The sequence below is a fragment of the Serratia sp. BNK-23 genome (assembly GCF_047456145.1).
Taxonomy (GTDB): Bacteria; Pseudomonadota; Gammaproteobacteria; order Enterobacterales; family Enterobacteriaceae; genus Serratia; species Serratia nematodiphila.
In genome coordinates this window covers 3,542,829-3,560,156 of sequence record NZ_CP179900.1, presented here as the reverse complement: position 1 = coordinate 3,560,156, position 17,328 = coordinate 3,542,829, and the positions used below count along the sequence as shown (strand labels likewise).

The following is a 17,328-nucleotide window of genomic DNA, read 5'->3' as shown; positions in this document are numbered from 1 at the left end:
TCGGCAGGCCAATCGGGCGCTCTTAGCGGGGGTCTTCGGCCCAGCCTTTGCGTTTGCTGGTTTTGCCGATGCCGGGGTTGAAGCTGTTGGTCGGATCGGCGGTGCGGTAGAACGCCTGCAGATCCGGTTTGGCGTGGTACAGGTGGCCGACGTTATGCTCCGCCGGGTACTCGGCGCCGCGCCGGTTGAGGATCTCGAGCATCTTTTCTTTCAGTGCATGGCTGTCCACGCCTTTTTTCACCACGTAGTCCTGGTGGAAGACGTGGCACATAAAGTGGCCGTAATACAGCTTATGCACCAACTGACTGTCGATCTCCGGCGGCAGCGTTTCGAACCAGTCGGTGTCGTTGCGGCGCAGGGCGATGTCCAGCGCCAGAATATCCTCCACCTTGTCGGCGTGCACCGCGTGGTAGCGCACCGCGGCGCCGGCGGCGGCGAAGCGGTGCAGGAAGGCCTTTTTGCCTTCGTCAGGCGTGCAGGCGAAGAAGGCGCCTTCGGCCTGGGCGAAATAGTCGGTCAGGTAGCGCTGGGCCTCTTCCACGCCGGGGCCGGCCATCTTCAGCAGCAGATGGTGTTCGAAACGTTCACGGTATTCCTTCATGCGTTTCGGCAGGTGGCTCGGCGCCAGATGGCTCAGGCCCTGCATCAGCCGATCGGTCAGGTTGTGCGGCAGCAGCGGCAGCTTGTTGAGGCTGGCGTCCATGCGGCCTTTCAGGGTGAAGAAGCGCGGCATCTGATCGGTGCCGAGCTTGTCGATCATCATGAAGGTGTCTTTGCCGTACACCTCGGCGATGTCGAAGATATCGCGGTGCATGTATTCACCGGCCACCGGCAGGTTTTCGAATTTGCTCAGCATGTGGCGGCGCAGTTCGGTCAGCACCGCGGTGTCGTTGGTGCCGATATAGAACACCTGCTCTTTGCCCTCTTTCTCGAAGGTGTCAAGCCGCACCGCGAACACCGCCAGCTTGCCGGCGCAGCCGGAGGCCTCGTACAGGCGGCGTTTGTCGGCGTTGAAGCGGGAAGGGGTGTCGGCATCGACGTCGCGCACCCGGCTGGCGTATTCGTTATCCGAGGCGCGCAGCTCGCCGTATTCGACGTCGCTCGGGCGATAGTCGCCTTTTTCCAGCCGGGTGAGGATCTCTTCCGGCGTGTCGCCAAGCCGGATGCCCAGATGGTTCACCAGGCGCAGCTGGCCGTCTTCCCCTAGCTGGGCGTACAGCGCCATTTCGGTATAGGCCGGGCCGCGTTTCACCAGCGAGCCGCCGGAGTTGTTGCACACGCCGCCAATCACCGAGGCGCCGATGCAGGAAGAGCCGATCACCGAATGCGGTTCGCGGCCGTAGGGTTTGAGCAATTTCTCGAGGTGGTGCAGGGTGCTGCCGGGAAAACCGACCACCTGCTTGCCGTTGTCCAGCACCTGAATATGATCGAGGCGCAGGGTGCTGACGATGACGATATCGCGATCATAGTCGTTGCCGCTGGGGGTTGAGCCTTCGGTCAGGCCGGTATTGGCGGCCTGCATGATGACGATTTTGTCGGCGGCCACGCAGGCCTGCAGAATGCGCCACAGCTGCAGCAGGCTGGTGGGAAACACCACCGCCAGCGCCTGGCCTTCGCCGGAGCGGAAGCCCTTGCGATACCGTTCGGTGTTGCGATCGCCGGTCAACAGCTGCGGGCCGCCGACGATGTCCTTGAGCTGATTGATAAACGTCTGATTGCCTGACTGCATGCTGCCTGTCTCCCTGTCATCCCCGTCGCCTTAACCGCGGCGCCGGGGTGCCGCGCAATAAGCTAAGAGGCTATCAATTAAATAACTTATTAAGCCATCAGCTTATTAAGCTAATGGCTTGTGGGTTTAGTAGCGCTCGGCGTAGCCGGCCCGGCGCTCTTCGTCGCGCAGCGTCAGGATTTCCACGCCGTCGGCGGTGACCGCCACGGTGTGCTCCCACTGCGCCGACAGTTTTTTGTCGCGCGTCACCACCGTCCAGCCGTCTTTCTTCTGCTTGATGCGGCGGTCGCCCTGGTTGATCATCGGCTCGATGGTGAACACCATGCCTTCCTGCAGCGCCATGCCGCTGCCGGGTTGACCGTAGTGCAGCACCGCCGGCTCTTCGTGCATGTCGCGGCCGATGCCGTGGCCGCAATATTCCCGCACGATGCTGTAGCCGGCCTGTTCGGCGTGTCGCTGGATGGCGTGGCCGATATCCCCCAGAGTGGCGCCCGGTTTGACTGCGCGAATGCCTTGCCACATCGATTCATAGACGTTGTTCACCAGCCGTTTGGCCAGCGGCGTCACCTGGCCGATGCAGTACATTTTGCTGGAGTCGGCGATGTAGCCGCCGTTTTCCAGCGTGATATCCACGTTGACGATCATGCCGGAACGCAGGATTTTGCTGGCCGACGGCACGCCGTGGCACACCACGTCGTCCACGGAGGTGTTGAGCACATAGGGGAAATCATACTGCCCCTTGCTGGCCGGGCGCGACTTCAGCTCTTCGACGATAAACGCCTCGGCGCGGTCGTTGATCTCCATGGTGGAGATGCCTTCGACGATGACCTCATCGAGCATAGCAAACACTTTAGCCAACAGAGCGCCGGAATGGCGCATTTTGGCAATCTCTTCCGGCGTTTTAATCACAATCTGTTTCACCCGACAATCTCCTTCAGCGTCAGCGCGTTATCTTTCATCATTTTTTTTACCAGTTGCGGGTAAGTCAGTTCCGGATGGAACTCCGCCAGCATGCCGATCTTGATCCAGTACTCGGCCTGCGCGTTGATCGAACGCGTCATGGTCAGGCTGGCGAGGCGCAGATCGTCATGCAGCGCGTCCGAAATTTTTACGATGCCCATCGGCGTCTCCATAAATTAACAATATACGAAGTGTATACGTTTTGGATGGTCGCGATGTGGCATTCTGTGGCGTAAGAAGATTCTGGCAACAACGATTGCCGCCGCCAGGCAATGCGTTTATTGTGATAAACGACTTTTTTGCCATGATTTTTCAGAAGGATTTAAGGCGTGACTAAACTACGTGTTGGGGTGATTTTTGGCGGTAAATCGGCGGAGCATGAGGTGTCGCTGCAGTCGGCCAAAAACATTGTGGATGCAATCGACAAAGAGAAGTTTGACGTCACGCTGCTGGGGATCGACAAACAGGGGCAGTGGCACATCAACGACGCCTCCAACTATCTGCTCAATGCCGAGAACCCGGCGTTGATCGCGCTGAACCGCTCGAACAAGAACGTGGCGCTGATCCCGGGCCAGGAAAAACAGCAGCTGATCGAAGCGGGCAGCGCCGGCGCGCTGGGCCAGCTCGACGTCATCTTCCCGATCGTGCACGGCACGCTGGGGGAAGACGGCTCACTGCAGGGGTTGCTTCGCATGGCCAATATGCCGTTCGTCGGCGCCGGGGTGCTCGGCTCGGCGGTCAGCATGGATAAAGACGTGACCAAGCGCCTGCTGCGCGACGCCGGGCTGGCGGTGGCGCCGTTCGTCACTCTGACCCGCGCCAATCGCGCCGGGTTCACGTTTGAGCAACTGAGCGAGCGCCTCGGCCTGCCGCTGTTCGTCAAGCCGGCCAACCAGGGCTCGTCGGTCGGGGTCAGCAAGGTGGAAAACCGCGCCGAGTTTGACGCGGCGGTGGCGCTGGCCTTCAGTTTCGATCACAAGGTGCTGGTGGAGTCGGCGATCGTCGGCCGCGAGATCGAGTGTGCGGTTCTGGGCAATGACGATCCGCAGGCCAGCGTATGCGGCGAGATCGTGCTGAGCGACGCTTTCTACTCCTACGACACCAAATACATCAATGAGCAGGGCGCTCAGGTGGTGGTGCCGGCGGCGATCGCGCCGGAAGTGAGCGACCACATCCGCGAGGTGGCGCTGAAGGCGTTCCGCGCGCTGGAGTGCTTCGGGTTGGCGCGGGTGGATGTGTTCCTGACGCCGGACAACCAGGTGGTAATCAACGAAATCAACACGCTGCCGGGCTTCACCAACATCAGCATGTATCCCAAGCTGTGGGCTGCCAGCGGCGTCAGCTACCAGGCGCTGATCACGCGCCTGATCGAATTGGCGCTGGAGCGCCACCAGCAGGATCGCGCGCTGAACAGCTCGGTGTTCGATCGCTAAACGCGGCAGGGGGCGGCGGTGCCGCCCCCGTCCATCACTTCACCGTCACGTCGATATCGCCGAAATACTTCTTCGACAGCGCCGCCACCGTGCCTTGCTGTTTCACTTTGGCGATGGCGGCATCCAGTTTCTTCTTCAGCGCCTCATCCCCTTTGCGCAGGCCGAAGGCAATGCCTTCACCGAGGATTTTGTCGTCGCGCACCGCCTCGCCGACGAAGGCGAAGCCCTTGCCGTCCGGCTGCGACAGGAAGCCGCTTTGCCCCGACGGCGCCATCACCAGCGTGGCGTCGAGCCGACCGGCCGCCAGATCGAGATACACCTGATTCTGATCCTGGTAAGACACCACATCCACGCCCGCCGGCGCCCAATGGGTTTTGGCGTAGATCTCCTGAATTGAGCCTTGCAGCACGCCCACGTGTTTGCCCGCCAGCGCTTTGGCGTCCGGCAGCAGGCCGCTGTCGGCCTTGGCGATCAGGCGGTTCGGCACTTGATAGATGGCGTCGGTAAAGGCGATCGCCTGGCGCCGCTGTTCGGTCACGTTCATCGCCGAGTTGATGGCGTCGAACTTGCGCGCCTGCAGCGCCGGGATCAGGCTGTCGAACGAGGTTTCCACCCAGCTGCATTGCAACTGCGCGGCGGCGCACACCGCATCGCCCAGTTCAATGTCGAACCCTTCCAGTTTGCCGCTGGCGGATTTGGATTCGAACGGCGGATACAGCGCTTCCAGACCGAAGCGCAGGCTGTTTTCCGCCGCCAGAGAAGAGCCGGCGGCCAGCAGGCATCCGGCGGCGAACAGCGTTTTCAAAGCTTTCATAGGCAGTGCCCCTTTCCCATGGTCGGACAAAAAATTACACCTGGCTCAGGCGGCGCGCGCCTTCCAGCAGGGTCTCGTTATCTTTGGAAAAACTCAGCCGAATAAGGCCGGTATCGGTGCCGTCGCTGTAGAACGCCGACAGCGGGATCGTCGCCACCTTCGCTTCGCGGATCAAGCGCACGGCGAAATCATTGTCGCTTTCGTGACTGAAGCCGCTAAAGCGGGCCAGCATGAAGAAGCTGCCGCGGCTGGGCAGCAGCTCAAAGCGCGAATCCTGCAGGGCGCTGGCCAGCAGATCGCGCTTTTGTTGGTAAAACGCCGCCAGCCCCAGGTAACTCTGCGGGTTGGCGAGCGCGGCGGCGAAGGCGTGCTGCATCGGCGTATCGGCGGAGAACACCATGAATTGGTGCACCTTGCGGATCTCGTCCATCAGCGCCGCCGGCGCCAGGCAGTAACCGACGCGCCAGCCGGTGACGTGGTAGGTTTTGCCGAACGACGACACGATCACGCTGCGTTCCCCCAACTGCGGGTAGCGCGCCATGCTGTGGTGAATATCGCCGTCGAACACCACGTGCTCGTAGACCTCATCGGACAGGAGCACGATGTCGGTGTCGCGGGTCAGGGCGGTCAGGCGTTCGATGTCGTGCTCGTCAAACACCGCGCCGGTCGGGTTGTGCGGCGTGTTGACGATGATCATGCGCGTTTTACCGTTGATGGCGGCGGCCACTTCGTCCCAGTCGACGCGAAAGTCCTGCAGCGACAGCTTGATCGCCACCGGCGTGGCGCCCTGCAGGCGCACGATCGGCGCATAGCTGTCGAATGCCGGTTCGAAATAGATCACCTCGTCGCCGGGATGCACCAGCGCGCTGATCGCCGAGTACAGCCCTTCGCTGGCGCTGGCGATCACCGTGATTTCTTCGTCGGCGTCATAGCGCGCGCCATACAATCGTTCAGCTTTTTCCGCCAGGGCAGCACGTAACGCCGCCACGCCGCTCATCGGCGCGTATTGGTTATGACCTGCGCGCATGGCTTGCGCCGTTGCCTCGATCAGCTGCGGGTCACCGGCGAAGTTGGGCGCGCCCTGCGACAGGTTGAGGGCCTGATGTTCGGCGCTGAGTTGGCCAATGACGGTGAAGATAGTGGTGCCGACGTCCGGCAGCTTCGAGCGGGATGAGCAGGCGCTCTGCATGATGGGCTCCAGGCAAACAGGGAAGTGTTGAGCGATTAAGCATCAGCCGGCGTAGGCGGACAAGGGAAAGTTTGTCATACTTGCCATGCACTGTGATCATAGCTAATCGAGGCTCGCTATGCCGATATCCCTGCCGTCGCTCGACGTGTTGAAAACCTTCGTGGTGGTGGCGCAACGCCTCAACTTTACCCATGCCGCCCGGCAGCTGCACCTGACGCAGGGGGCGGTCAGTCGGCAAATCCTCGGGCTGGAACAGCGTCTGGGCTATCCGCTGTTCAGCCGCCAGGCGCGCGGTCTGGCGCTGACGCCGCAGGGCGCGCAGCTGCTGGCGCCGGTACAGCAGGCGCTGGGGCAGTTGGATGAAGCCCTGACGCGGGCCGCCGCTCCGCCGGGGGCGCTGCGCATCAAATGCCCGACCTGCGCCATGCGCTGGGTGCTGCCGCGCATCATTCGCCTGCAAAATGAACGGCCGGACATGCATATCGAGCTGACCGCCTCGGTGTCGCACGGCCTGGATTTCAGTACCGAGCAGTTTGACGCCGCGGTGGTATTCGGCCGGCCGCCGGGTAAAAAGCTGACCGCGCACTTGCTGTTCGATGAAATTCTCACGCCGGTCTGCACGCCGACGTTTCTGCCGCCGGCGGCCCGGTTGACGGACTTGACGGACAAAACTCTGCTGCACCCGACGCGCGATCGGCGCGACTGGCTGCGCTGGCTGAAGGCGGCGGGCGCCGATGCGTTGCCGTCCGGCAAGGCCCAGCATTTCGATACCCTCGATCTGGCGATGAGCGCCGCGCTGCAGGGATTCGGCATCGCCATCGGCGATCTGTGCCTGCTGGAGGAGGATATTCAGGCGCAGCGCATCGTCACGCCGTTCCCGCTCTGCGTCAGCAGCGGCGCGGCCTATTATTTGGTCTATCCTGAACGCACGGTGGCGCCGCCGACGTTAACCGCGCTGGTCGATTTTCTGGCGGCGGAGGCCGCCGACAGCCGCGCCCGGCTGCAGAATTACCTGCCGATAACCTGTAATGCTTTGTAAACATTAGCGATGCGAATTCCCTTGGCGATGAAACAGAGTGTGGCAAACTGTTTCTTCACTCCGATTAAACTCCGCGGCGTTGGCGGCGGAAACACGCCTGAGATAAAACAAGATGAAATGGCTTTGTGTGGTGAGTATGTTGTCCGGTCTGGCCCTCAGCCCGGCTTTTGCGCAGGAAACGCCGATAACGCAGGGCATTCACGTCCAGCAGCGCGACGCCTTCGTGTCCCATTTGATGAAGCAGATGACGCTGGAAGAGAAGATTGGCCAGCTGCGGCTGATCAGCGTCGGGCCGGATAACCCGAAAGAAGCGATCCGCGAGGGGATCCGCAAAGGGCAGATCGGCGCCATCTTCAATACCGTCACTCGGCCGGATATCCGGGTGATGCAGGATCAGGCGATGCAGCTCAGCCGCCTGAAAATCCCGTTGTTCTTTGCCTATGACGTGGTGCACGGCCAGCGCACCGTGTTCCCGATCAGCCTGGGGCTGGCGGCCAGCTTCGATCTGGAAGCCATCGCGCTCAGCGCCCGCGTGGCGGCGCAGGAGGCCAGCGACGACGGCCTGAACATGACCTTCGCGCCGATGGTCGATATCACCCGCGATCCGCGCTGGGGCCGGGTCTCCGAAGGCTTCGGCGAAGACACCTGGCTGGTATCGAAAATCGCCAAGGTGATGGTCGACGGTTTCCAGAACGGCGACCCGGCCAAACCCGGTTCGGTGATGGCCAGCGTCAAGCACTTTGCATTGTACGGCGCCGTCGAAGGCGGCCGCGATTACAACACGGTCGACATGAGCCCGCTGCGCATGCATCAGGACTATCTGCCGCCTTATAAAGCGGCGGTGGACGCCGGCAGCGGCGGGGTGATGGTGTCGCTCAACTCGGTGAACGGCGTACCGGCCACCGCCAACCCGTGGCTGCTGAAAGATCTGCTGCGCGAGCAGTGGGGCTTTAAAGGCATCACCATCAGCGACCACGGCGCGATTAAGGAACTGATTAAGCACGGCGTGGCCGCCGATGCGCGCGACGCGGTGCGCCTGGCGATCACCTCCGGCGTTGACATGAGCATGAGCGACGAGTTCTACGACAAATACCTGCCGGGTCTGGTGAAGGACGGGCTGGTGCCTGAAAGCGATATCGACCGCGCCTGCCGCGACGTGCTCAACACCAAATACGACATGGGGCTGTTCAAGGATCCGTATGTGCATCTGGGCCCGGCGGGTTCCGATCCGCAGGACACCAACGCCGAAAGCCGCCTGCACCGCGCCGAAGCGCGGGTGGTGGCGCGCAAGACGATGGTGCTGCTGAAGAACGATAAGCAGACGCTGCCGCTGAGCAAGCAGGCGACCATTGCGCTGGTCGGGCCGATGGCCGACAGCCAGCGCGACGTGATGGGCAGTTGGTCAGCCGCCGGGGTGGTCAAGCAGTCGGTCACCCTGCGCGAAGGGCTGGAGCGGGCGGTGGGCGACAAGGCGCGCATTCTGTACGCCAAGGGCGCCAACGTCACGCAGGATAAAGGCATCATCGACTATCTCAACGAGTATGAGCCGGCGGTGGCGTTCGACACCCGCTCGCCGCAGCAGATGATCGACGAAGCGGTGCAGGCGGCGAACAAGGCCGACGTGGTGGTGGCGGTGGTGGGGGAATCGCAGGGCATGGCGCATGAGGCCTCCAGCCGCGCCGACATCACGATCCCGCAGAGCCAGCGCGATCTGATCGCCGCGCTGAAAGCCACCGGCAAGCCGCTGGTGCTGGTGCTGATGAACGGCCGGCCGCTGGCGCTGAGCTGGGAGAGCGAGCAGGCGGACGCGATGCTGGAAACCTGGTACAGCGGCACCGAGGGCGGCAACGCGGTGGCGGACGTGCTGTTCGGCGACTATAACCCGTCGGGCAAGCTGCCGATGACCTTCCCGCGCTCGGTCGGCCAGATCCCGATGTACTACAACCACCTGAACACCGGCCGTCCGTTCGGCAAGGAGAATCCGGGCAAGTACACCTCACGCTACTTCGATTCGCCGAACGGCCCGCTGTATCCGTTCGGTTACGGCCTGAGCTACACCACCTTCAGCCTGTCGGATCTGAAATTGTCCAGCCCGACGATGGCGCGCAACGGCAAGCTAACCGCCAGCGTTACGCTGAAGAATACCGGCAAGTACGACGGCGCCACGGTGGTGCAGCTGTATCTGCAGGACGTCACCGCCTCGGTCAGCCGGCCGGTGAAAGAGCTGCGCAACTTCAAGAAAGTGACGCTGAAGGCCGGCCAGTCGCAGCAGGTTGAGCTGCCGATTAGCGAAGAGGATCTGAAGTTCTACAACGCCAGCCTGAAATGGGGGGCGGAGCCGGGAAAATTCAACGTGTTCGTCGGCCTGGATTCCGACAACGTGCAGGCGCAAAGTTTTACCCTGAAGTAACCTTTTCCCCCTCTTTCACTGCGGTGGGAGAGGGGCACTATCCCTTTCCGCTCATGTCACCGGAGCTTGCCTCATGAAACGGTATCTGGACTGCAGCGCCAGCGATCTGGCCGATATCGGCAAAGCCGATCTGCTCTATGCCATCCGCGCCAGTGAAGGGCGCATTCTGGTCAGCGAAACCATTGCGGTCACTCAGCCGCTGCTCAATAACGTCACCAACGCCGAACTGGCGGCCAGCCAGGGCGCCGATCTGCTGCTGTTGAACCTGTTCGACGTCGATCATCCGCATATCGCGGGCCTGCCCGCCGACGTGCCGCCGCAGGAGGCGCTACGCACGCTGCAGCGGCTGACCGGGCGAGTGATCGGGGTGAATCTGGAGGCCGTCGATCCGGCCTTCGCCATCGAACATAACGACTTCTGGCAGGTGACGGCGGGCCGCGCCGCCACCGCCGAGAATGCGCGCAAGCTGTATCAGCTCGGCGCGCGCATGCTGGTGCTGACCGGCAACCCGAACAACGGCGTCAGCAATCAGGCGATCGCCGCCGCGCTGAAAGCGATCCGCGAGGAAGTGGGCGACGAGATGGTGCTGGTGACCGGCAAAATGCACGGCGCCGGCATCGTGCGCGAAAGCGGCAGCCAACTGATCGGCGAGCAGGACATCGCGCTGTTCGTGGAGAACGGCGCGGACATCGTGCTGTTGCCGGCGCCGGGCACCATTCCCGGCATGTCGCAGGAGAAAGTGGCGGCGCTGATCGCCTTTGCCCAGCGGCAGGGGGCGCTGGCGATGACGGCGATCGGCACCTCGCAAGAGGGGGCCGACGTGCAGACCGTGCGGCAGATTGCGCTGATGAGCAAAATGGCCGGGGCGGACCTGCACCATATCGGCGATACCGGCTATCTGGGGCTGGCGCTGCCGGAAAACATCTTCGCCTACAGCGTGGCGATCCGCGGCGTGCGCCACACCTACAGCCGCATGGCGCGCTCGGTGAACCGCTAAGCCTGGGGTTTTTGCGCCGTGACGATGCTGAAATAGCCGAGCGACGGCAGCACCTGAGCGGGCCCGAAGCCGACGTCGCGCAGCAGGTCGCCGATTTCCTTGCCGGAGTATTGGCGGCCCTGCGTCCATCCCATCATCATCAGGCTGTACCCCGCGGCGGCAGGCGGCCCGTCGCCGTCATCGTTGTACAGCACTTCGTGGATCACGATCCTGCCCCCGGGCGGGAGGGCCGCATAGCTCTTTTGCGCCAGGAAGCGGTTCTTGTTCATCGGCCAGTCGTGGAAAATATTGGAGTACAGGTGCAGATCCGCCGCCGGGTAGGGATCGCGCCACATATCGCCGCTGTGGGTGCCGATGCGCTGACTGAGGCCGTGATCGTGCGCGTAGTCGGCGGCGAGCGGGCACACCTCCGGCAGATCGAACACGGTGCACGTGAGCGCCGGCCAGTGGGTCGCCAGACTGATGGCATGGGCGCCGGAGGCGCCGCCGATATCCAGCGCCGTGCGGCAGGCACCGAGGGGCAACAGCGTAGGCCAAACGCTGGCCGAGCCCATGCTCAGGCTGTGCATGGCGTGGGTAAACAGCCGCATTCTGTCGGCGTCGAGCGTATGGGTTTCAAACAGCTCCTGCTCGCCGTACACCTGCGAGGCATTCTTTCTGATGGCGCTTTCCAGGTTTTTCAGCGTGAAAATCTCGCTGTTTTCAATCATCAAATCCCAAAAATAGCCGAAATAATGCGGGTTGTTTTTTATCAAAAAGGTTTCCGCTTCCGGCGTCAGAGAGAATGTTTCGCCGTCTCTGTCTATCAATTTCAATGCCACTAGCGCCATGACCAGCGTCTCTGCCGGGCGTCTTTCCACATTGGCCTGAGCGCATATATCGGTCAGGTTGCGGGGGCGCAATGCAATAAATTCAAAGATGCCCAGGCGGTGCGCAATAAGCGCCGCCGGATAGAGATATAAATTCATCGTGATATCGAGAATGGTTTTGTCGTCGCATGGCGGCGGCCGGACGGAATGGTTCATGTGAATCCCCTCCCACTAAGGCATGGCGCGTCTTAACAGGCTATGTTACGCCTGTGGTTTTAGCAAAGGGCGGGGGCGCGATTGACCGCAGGCCAACGCTTACGTTGTAAATAATTCCCTGGTGATACTATTTTAAAATTGAATGGGGTACGGTTAATGTCGAACGTAAAAACTGACGTCGGGCGGAGTAATAACCCCATCATGCATTTTTATTTTACTGGAGGTTAACTTAATCACAGTTATTAACGCGTTAGGGTTGTGTTAATCTGAGCCGCCGTTATACCGTACCGACGTTCACATTATTTTTTGTGAATAATTCAAAGCTAAATAATTCATTATTAAAACGAGATAACAATGAAAAAGAGCATTCTGACCGGCATGATTGCCGCGACTCTGGGCCTGTTCAATACCGCTAATGCCGAAGGGATGGACCCTGCTGCATTGAAAAACGTCTATGACATTACGCGTAATACCAGCGGGCTGATGTCTTACTGCGTCGATAAAGGTTTTCTGAAAGCGGACAGTATCGACAACGCCAAGAAAATGGTGGCCTACGTGGCCGCCATTCCCGGCGGTGTCGACACCCGCGACGGTGACAAGCGTGAAGCGATGGGCCGTGAAGGCAATGTGCTGAACGACGACGGCAAAGTGGTTGCGTTGGAAAAGGAAGCGCCACAGGGTCTGCAGACATGGTGCCAGCAGGCTGACGAAGGGATCCGCCAGGGTCTGACGTCTATCGGCCAATAAACGCCGGATGTAGCCTCCCCCTCCCTAAGGCTTCGTCTGAAGGGAATCTCCGGGCCTGACGGCCCGGAGAATCTCACCAAAACAGCGGGGTGGTGTTTTCAGCCAAAAACGCCAGCAGCGTTTCGTTGACCGCCGTCGGGTTTTCTTTGTTGCTGATATGGCCGGCGTTGGGGATCAGCACATGCCGACAGCCGAGAAGATCCGCCATGCGCTGGCCTTCCGTCGGCGGGCGCGGTTTATCCTGCGCGCCGGTGATGACGATGCTGGCGGCGGTGATGTTTTCCAGCAGCGCCAGCTTGTCGGGGCGGCCGAAGATCATCCGGCCCAGCGGCACGATGCTGTCGCGCAGCCGATCGGCGGGCAGGCTTTGCAGATGGGCCAGCAAAGGCTGCGACAGCGCAGCGGGCACTTCGTCGGAATAGAACTGCGCCGCGATATATTCCAGCAGCGGTGACGTGATGGCGCCGGCCTGTTCCACGGCGGCCAGCATGCCCATATAGCGCTGCCGCGCCTCCGGTGTTTCGTCGCCCAGGTAGCTGTCCAGCAGCGCCAGCACTTTCACCCGTTCCGGCGCCAGCGCCGCCAGTTCCGCGCCCCACATGCCGCCGACGGACAGGCCGACGATGCCGAACTCTGCAATATCCAAATGATCCATCAGCGCCAGATGATCGGCGGCGATATCCGACAGGCTGTTTCGCCCAGGCGGCAGCGCCGGGGAGTCGCCGTGGCCCCAGAGATCGGGCACGATCAGGCGGTAGCGTTTCGCCAACGCCTCGAACTGCGGTGCCCACATGTTCAGATCGAACAGATAGCTGTGGCCCAGCAACAACGGAAAGCCTGAGCCCACGTCGAGATAATGCAGGGATTTGCCCATCGTTGGCATCTTGTCGGTTCCTTATATAAAGAGAGTTCGGCTGCTTATATCACACTCATATTCAACCCACGGTATTAATTTACTTTAAATTACTCAGGTGGACGCGGGTTTTTTAATTTGCATTGCTAACAAGACGTCAATAAAAGGTGACGCTAAGGCTAATATTTTGGTGGTGAGCGGAGCCTTGGTTTATGCTGTCGCTCCTTTCGGTATGGAATAGATAAACAGGGCGTCGCGATGAAAAGACTTTTCAGACTATTAATTATTTTGCTTGTCATTTTGCTGCTGACGGCGGTGCTGTGGTGGTTCTTCGGGCGCGGCAATCCGAATGCGCTGTGGCAAATCGTCAGCCAACAGTGCGTGCCCAATCAGCAGCAGAACAACGATCCGGCGCCTTGTTTAAAGGTTGATTTAACCGAGGGTTATGTGCTGTTTAAGGACAGCAAAGGCCCCTATCACGATCTGGTGATGCCGACCGAAAAGGTCAGCGGTATCGAGAGCCCGGCATTGCAGACAGAGCACGCGCCGCCTTATTTCGCCCAGGCCTGGAATAACCGTGAACATATATCCGGCGAGCTGGGTAAACCGTTAAAAGATGCGTGGATTTCTCTGGCGGTCAATTCGAAATATGGTCGCTCTCAGAATCAGCTGCATATTCACGTTGCCTGCTTGCGCCAGGATGTCTATAACGCGCTGGGGCAGCAGGCGGAACAATTAGATCAACAGTGGCGGCCGCTGGCGGTGAAATTGCTCGGTCACCAATATCTGGCCAGAAAATTGGCGGGCACCGATTTAACCCAGGAAGATCCTTTCCGTTTACTGCAGAACTATGTGGTCGAGCAGGGCGACAGCATTGGCAATTACGGCCTGGCGCTGGCGGTCAGCCCGCAGGGCGAGATGCTGCTGTTGGCGAACCGTTTGAAGCTGACCGATCTGAACCTGGGCTCGGCCGGCGAAATTCAGGACTACCGGTGCGAGGTCGCGGGGAACTCAAGATGATAACGGCCCGCCGGCGTGGTCAGCCGGCGGCTGCCGTGCGGTCAGAGTTTTTTCAGCAATGCCAGCAGCTGCGTTTCGCTTTTCTCCGCCAGCCCGTCGATGGCGAGCTTGATGATGTCGGAGCGGGTGATGCGCACGATGCCGTTGCGCGCCGCCTGCACGATCACCTCATCGATGGCTTCGATGTGGTTGTCCGTCAGGCTGACGGAAATCGCCTTATAGGTGCGCTTGCGGCCGGCCGGCTTGGCTTCCGGCGCGGGCGCCGCAACCGGCAACGTGTGTGAGGTGGCGCTGTTGATGAATTCATCTTCCGACATGCGGTGGGTGGGGGTGCGCTTCTTCACAGGATCACCTCTTTCACCAGGCATTCGATCTCGGCCTGCGCCTTTTCGTTGTTCGCCTCATGCACGGTGATGGCTTCGCCCCAGGCGTCGCGGTAAATTTTGCGGTCGCACAGGCGGTGGCTCACCAGGGTGAACTCCGGGTATTCGCTCAGCACCTGCGCCGCTTCGTTGGCTTCATTAATGAAGATATTGGTCGGGCACATGTTCAGCACAATGTAGCCTTTGACCTTCTCGTTGTATTCCTGCGCGGTGGAGAACATCTCCGACAGGTAGCCGATGGTGTCGAGATCCATCTGCGAAGGGCGCAGCGGCGAGAGGAACAGATCGGCGGCCAGCAGGCCGGAGCGCAGTTCGGCGCTGTCGCGGCCCGCGGTGTCGACGATCACGTAGTCGTAATGGCGATCGAGCTCCAGCAGCGTTTCCTTGATTTTGCCCGACGCGGCCACCACCGGAATGTGCGGCAGCCCCTCGACGTTCTGACGGTCGTTGTACCAGGTCATGATCGATTTCTGGTCGTCGGCATCGACGATGATCGCCGTCTTGCCTTGCTTAAGAATCAGATACCCGGCGATATTCACCGCTTTCGTCGACTTGCCGACACCGCCTTTTTGCGAGCCAATCAGAACAATCATGCTGCCATCTCTCAAGTTATTAAGCAGGTAACTTATTAAGTTAATGTGCTTATTAGGTTGATAATCAAACAGGTTAACAAGAACAACTCGCGAACAATATGCACCAACTGCGGCGGCTTGCCAAGCCAGTATGTCGTTAACTGTGCAGCTTATTTTGCGCTGGATGGCCCGGATGGGTAAGTAGGAATTCTCTGGGAAGTGGCGATGCGGAGGAGGATTTTATTAATTTAACAGCTTAATAAGTTAGTGACTCATTAAGCTGTTGTCGACATTATTTCTTCATCATCGCCTTCAGGTTGGCGAACGGGTTGTGGGTGGCGACGCCGATATCTTTTTGCGCATCTTCACCGGCCACCACCGTCGAACCGTATTGATCGGCCTCGGTGTATTTCGAGTGTTCGTGGTCGTGGCAATACAGGCACAGCATTTCCCAGTTGCTGCCGTCTTCCGGGTTGTTGCTGTGATCGTGATCGATATGGTGCACCGTCAGCTCGCGCAGGTTGGAATAAACGAATTCGCGTGAGCAGCGCCCGCATACCCAGGGGAACAGTTTCAGCGCTTTTTCGCGGTAGCCGGTTTCCAGCTTCGCATAGTTTTTGGGGATATAGGCCATGGTGGTCGTCCGTCGGGAATCAATATGCGGCCAATAATACCACAGTGCGTGCGGCTACAACGTGCGGCTCATCACCGTGACGGTTTCACCGGCGACCTGGCGTTGCTCCAGAGGGCGCCAGCCGAGTTTCTGATACAGCGTCTGCTGGTCGGGCGTATACAGATACAGTTCGCTGATGCTCTGGGTTCGGCCGTGCTCGATGCAGCGCGCGATCAGGTTGCGGGCGATGCCTTGGCCGCGGTGCTGCGGGTGGGTAAAGACTTCGCTCAGCCAGTATTGGCGCTCCGGTTTATCTGTCAATTCATACCGCGTCAAACTGGCGGTGCCGACGATCTGTTGCTGCGGCGACAGCGCCAGCAACACGACGCCTTGGCTCTCGGGCGCACAGCGTTCAGCCAGCCGCCGGCTGATGGCGTCGCGGTTGCTCCACTGCGCAAAGGCGCCCCATTCCTGATGCAGTAATTCGGCCAGTTCGTCAATGCGCTGACGATGTGCAAGCAGCGGTTCGATATGCATGGTTTGCCCGTTTTTATTGTCCGTAAGAGAAGCCACTATAGCCGGGGCGATCGGTTAATGAAACGTCTCCACCGCCCAGTCGATGAACGCCCGCAGCTTGCCGCTGAGGTGGCGATTGGACGGGTAGACCACGTACATCTGCTCCGGCGGTGGCTGCCAGTCGTGCAGCAGGCTGATCAGCTCGCCGCGCTCGAGGTGTGGCTGCGCCATAAACCGATAAATCTGGATGATGCCTAATCCGGCCAGGCTCGCCGCCAGCAGCGCGTTGCCTTCATTGATGCTGACCGGGTAGCGCTGCTGGATGGCGATCTCTTTGCCGCGCTCGACATAGCGTTGCGGATGGATGCGGTCGTTGACCGGATGGCGGTAGTGCACCATCGGAAAGCCCTGTTCCAGATCGCACGGGTGGCGCGGGGTGCCGTGGTGCGCCAGATAGGCCGGGGTGGCGCAGCTGACCCAGTCCAGATCGAACAGACGCCGGGCGATCAGGCTGGAGTCGGCCAATGGGCCGCTGCGGATCACGCAGTCGGTGCTGTCGCTGATCAGATCGATAACGCGATCGCCGATGCTGAGATCGATTTGGATTTGCGGGTAGCGTTCCAAAAAGCCGGGCAGCGCCGGCAACAGCAGTTGGCGAGCGGTGCCGCTGCCGGTGTCGATGCGCAGCACGCCCTGCGGAGAACTTTGCGACTCGGTCAGGCAGCCCTCCATCTGCTCCAAATCCGCCAGCCATTTCACCGTATTTTGGTAATAGCATTCGCCTTCGCGGGTGACCGACACGCTGCGAGTGGTGCGCTGAAACAGCTTGGTCTGCAGGTGATCCTCCAGATTTTGGATCAGCTTGGTGACCGTCGCTTTCGGCATGCCCAGCGAATCGGCGGCGCGGGTAAAGCCGCCGGTTTCCACCACGCGGTTAAATACCCGGATAGCGAGCAAATGATGGTCCATAGGGTTCTCAACGCCATGCCCCGGCGGTGACCGGGGCATGTTTCTGCAGATAGATAATG

The 17,328-nt window shown here is 60.4% G+C and carries 18 protein-coding genes; 6 read left to right on the top strand and 12 right to left on the bottom strand.

The window, feature by feature from the left end; all coding sequences use genetic code 11:
• Positions 1–22: 22 nt before the first annotated feature.
• The 3 genes from dld to ACMGF9_RS16925 form a co-directional block, all read right to left on the bottom strand.
• A complete protein-coding gene (dld, locus tag ACMGF9_RS16935; protein WP_118892330.1) occupies positions 23–1,729 on the bottom strand; it encodes a D-lactate dehydrogenase in 1,707 nt (568 codons plus the stop codon).
• 126 nt (positions 1,730–1,855) lie between these two features.
• Positions 1,856–2,650, bottom strand: a complete 795-nt coding sequence (map, locus tag ACMGF9_RS16930) for a type I methionyl aminopeptidase (RefSeq protein WP_033642282.1) — start codon at positions 2,648–2,650, stop codon at positions 1,856–1,858.
• A complete protein-coding gene (locus tag ACMGF9_RS16925; protein WP_006324220.1) occupies positions 2,647–2,850 on the bottom strand; it encodes a ParD-like family protein in 204 nt (67 codons plus the stop codon). The genes map and ACMGF9_RS16925 overlap by 4 nt, the downstream gene beginning before the upstream one ends.
• Before the next feature lie 168 nt (positions 2,851–3,018).
• Between ACMGF9_RS16925 and ddlA the strand changes: the two genes are divergently transcribed.
• Positions 3,019–4,122: a D-alanine--D-alanine ligase gene (ddlA, locus tag ACMGF9_RS16920; RefSeq protein WP_015377061.1), complete on the top strand. Its 1,104-nt coding sequence runs from the start codon at positions 3,019–3,021 to the stop codon at positions 4,120–4,122.
• 34 nt (positions 4,123–4,156) lie between these two features.
• Here the strand turns inward: ddlA and ACMGF9_RS16915 are convergent, their stop codons facing one another.
• The gene (locus ACMGF9_RS16915; protein WP_015377062.1) at positions 4,157–4,936 is read right to left on the bottom strand and encodes an ABC transporter substrate-binding protein; all 780 of its coding nucleotides are present in this window, start codon (positions 4,934–4,936) and stop codon (positions 4,157–4,159) included.
• A 34-nt stretch (positions 4,937–4,970) separates the two neighbouring features.
• Positions 4,971–6,125, bottom strand: a complete 1,155-nt coding sequence (locus ACMGF9_RS16910; RefSeq protein ID WP_414160331.1) for a pyridoxal phosphate-dependent aminotransferase — start codon at positions 6,123–6,125, stop codon at positions 4,971–4,973.
• A 118-nt stretch (positions 6,126–6,243) separates the two neighbouring features.
• On the opposite strand from ACMGF9_RS16910, the gene ACMGF9_RS16905 reads away from it, so the two are divergent.
• From ACMGF9_RS16905 to ACMGF9_RS16895, 3 genes are all read left to right on the top strand, one after another.
• The gene (locus ACMGF9_RS16905) at positions 6,244–7,164 is read left to right on the top strand and encodes a LysR substrate-binding domain-containing protein (RefSeq protein ID WP_015377064.1); all 921 of its coding nucleotides are present in this window, start codon (positions 6,244–6,246) and stop codon (positions 7,162–7,164) included.
• Positions 7,165–7,276: 112 nt separating this feature from the next.
• On the top strand, positions 7,277–9,574 hold the full coding sequence (gene bglX, locus ACMGF9_RS16900) for a beta-glucosidase BglX (RefSeq protein ID WP_075685280.1): 2,298 nt from the start codon (positions 7,277–7,279) through the stop codon (positions 9,572–9,574).
• 73 nt (positions 9,575–9,647) lie between these two features.
• The gene (locus tag ACMGF9_RS16895) at positions 9,648–10,571 is read left to right on the top strand and encodes a haloacid dehalogenase-like hydrolase (RefSeq protein ID WP_118892327.1); all 924 of its coding nucleotides are present in this window, start codon (positions 9,648–9,650) and stop codon (positions 10,569–10,571) included.
• Here ACMGF9_RS16895 and ACMGF9_RS16890 read toward each other — a convergent pair.
• On the bottom strand, positions 10,568–11,596 hold the full coding sequence (locus ACMGF9_RS16890) for a methyltransferase (protein WP_015377067.1): 1,029 nt from the start codon (positions 11,594–11,596) through the stop codon (positions 10,568–10,570). The two genes, ACMGF9_RS16895 and ACMGF9_RS16890, sit on opposite strands and share 4 nt — an antisense overlap.
• A 354-nt stretch (positions 11,597–11,950) precedes the next feature.
• On the opposite strand from ACMGF9_RS16890, the gene ACMGF9_RS16885 reads away from it, so the two are divergent.
• Complete coding sequence (locus tag ACMGF9_RS16885) at positions 11,951–12,343, top strand: hypothetical protein (RefSeq protein ID WP_004939596.1); 393 nt, start codon at positions 11,951–11,953, stop codon at positions 12,341–12,343.
• 73 nt (positions 12,344–12,416) lie between these two features.
• On the opposite strand, the gene ACMGF9_RS16880 is transcribed toward ACMGF9_RS16885, so the two are convergent.
• Positions 12,417–13,217, bottom strand: a complete 801-nt coding sequence (locus ACMGF9_RS16880; protein ID WP_080062472.1) for an alpha/beta fold hydrolase — start codon at positions 13,215–13,217, stop codon at positions 12,417–12,419.
• Between the two features lie 237 nt (positions 13,218–13,454).
• Between ACMGF9_RS16880 and ACMGF9_RS16875 the strand changes: the two genes are divergently transcribed.
• Complete coding sequence (locus tag ACMGF9_RS16875; protein ID WP_015377069.1) at positions 13,455–14,216, top strand: CDP-diacylglycerol diphosphatase; 762 nt, start codon at positions 13,455–13,457, stop codon at positions 14,214–14,216.
• A gap of 41 nt (positions 14,217–14,257) precedes the next feature.
• Here ACMGF9_RS16875 and ACMGF9_RS16870 read toward each other — a convergent pair whose 3' ends face one another.
• The 5 genes from ACMGF9_RS16870 to ACMGF9_RS16850 all read right to left on the bottom strand — a co-directional run bounded on the left by ACMGF9_RS16870 (position 14,258) and on the right by ACMGF9_RS16850 (position 17,269).
• Positions 14,258–14,560, bottom strand: coding sequence for a hypothetical protein (locus ACMGF9_RS16870; protein WP_004939584.1), 303 nt, complete (start codon positions 14,558–14,560; stop codon positions 14,258–14,260).
• Positions 14,557–15,192 carry an AAA family ATPase gene (locus ACMGF9_RS16865; protein WP_015377071.1) on the bottom strand — a complete coding sequence of 212 codons (636 nt, stop codon included), beginning with the start codon at positions 15,190–15,192 and terminating at the stop codon, positions 14,557–14,559. The genes ACMGF9_RS16870 and ACMGF9_RS16865 overlap by 4 nt, the downstream gene beginning before the upstream one ends.
• Positions 15,193–15,463: 271 nt before the next feature.
• Positions 15,464–15,805, bottom strand: a complete 342-nt coding sequence (yajD, locus tag ACMGF9_RS16860; RefSeq protein ID WP_004939576.1) for an HNH nuclease YajD — start codon at positions 15,803–15,805, stop codon at positions 15,464–15,466.
• A gap of 54 nt (positions 15,806–15,859) precedes the next feature.
• The gene (locus ACMGF9_RS16855) at positions 15,860–16,321 is read right to left on the bottom strand and encodes a GNAT family N-acetyltransferase (RefSeq protein WP_075685272.1); all 462 of its coding nucleotides are present in this window, start codon (positions 16,319–16,321) and stop codon (positions 15,860–15,862) included.
• Between the two features lie 54 nt (positions 16,322–16,375).
• Complete coding sequence (locus ACMGF9_RS16850; RefSeq protein ID WP_414160330.1) at positions 16,376–17,269, bottom strand: LysR family transcriptional regulator; 894 nt, start codon at positions 17,267–17,269, stop codon at positions 16,376–16,378.
• Positions 17,270–17,328: the final 59 nt, after the last annotated feature.

What these genes read in the sequence shown, in the direction of transcription:
- dld (WP_118892330.1), bottom strand. Translation starts at nt 1,729, where the DNA reads ATGCAGTCAGGCAATCAGACGTTTATCAATCAGCTCAAGGACATCGTC.
- ACMGF9_RS16925 (WP_006324220.1), bottom strand. Translation starts at nt 2,850, where the DNA reads ATGGGCATCGTAAAAATTTCGGACGCGCTGCATGACGATCTGCGCCTC.
- ACMGF9_RS16915 (WP_015377062.1), bottom strand. Translation starts at nt 4,936, where the DNA reads ATGAAAGCTTTGAAAACGCTGTTCGCCGCCGGATGCCTGCTGGCCGCC.
- ACMGF9_RS16910 (WP_414160331.1), bottom strand. Translation starts at nt 6,125, where the DNA reads ATGCAGAGCGCCTGCTCATCCCGCTCGAAGCTGCCGGACGTCGGCACC.
- ACMGF9_RS16905 (WP_015377064.1), top strand. Translation starts at nt 6,244, where the DNA reads ATGCCGATATCCCTGCCGTCGCTCGACGTGTTGAAAACCTTCGTGGTG.
- bglX (WP_075685280.1), top strand. Translation starts at nt 7,277, where the DNA reads ATGAAATGGCTTTGTGTGGTGAGTATGTTGTCCGGTCTGGCCCTCAGC.
- ACMGF9_RS16895 (WP_118892327.1), top strand. Translation starts at nt 9,648, where the DNA reads ATGAAACGGTATCTGGACTGCAGCGCCAGCGATCTGGCCGATATCGGC.
- ACMGF9_RS16890 (WP_015377067.1), bottom strand. Translation starts at nt 11,596, where the DNA reads ATGAACCATTCCGTCCGGCCGCCGCCATGCGACGACAAAACCATTCTC.
- ACMGF9_RS16885 (WP_004939596.1), top strand. Translation starts at nt 11,951, where the DNA reads ATGAAAAAGAGCATTCTGACCGGCATGATTGCCGCGACTCTGGGCCTG.
- ACMGF9_RS16880 (WP_080062472.1), bottom strand. Translation starts at nt 13,217, where the DNA reads ATGGGCAAATCCCTGCATTATCTCGACGTGGGCTCAGGCTTTCCGTTG.
- ACMGF9_RS16875 (WP_015377069.1), top strand. Translation starts at nt 13,455, where the DNA reads ATGAAAAGACTTTTCAGACTATTAATTATTTTGCTTGTCATTTTGCTG.
- ACMGF9_RS16865 (WP_015377071.1), bottom strand. Translation starts at nt 15,192, where the DNA reads ATGATTGTTCTGATTGGCTCGCAAAAAGGCGGTGTCGGCAAGTCGACG.
- yajD (WP_004939576.1), bottom strand. Translation starts at nt 15,805, where the DNA reads ATGGCCTATATCCCCAAAAACTATGCGAAGCTGGAAACCGGCTACCGC.
- ACMGF9_RS16855 (WP_075685272.1), bottom strand. Translation starts at nt 16,321, where the DNA reads ATGCATATCGAACCGCTGCTTGCACATCGTCAGCGCATTGACGAACTG.
- ACMGF9_RS16850 (WP_414160330.1), bottom strand. Translation starts at nt 17,269, where the DNA reads ATGGACCATCATTTGCTCGCTATCCGGGTATTTAACCGCGTGGTGGAA.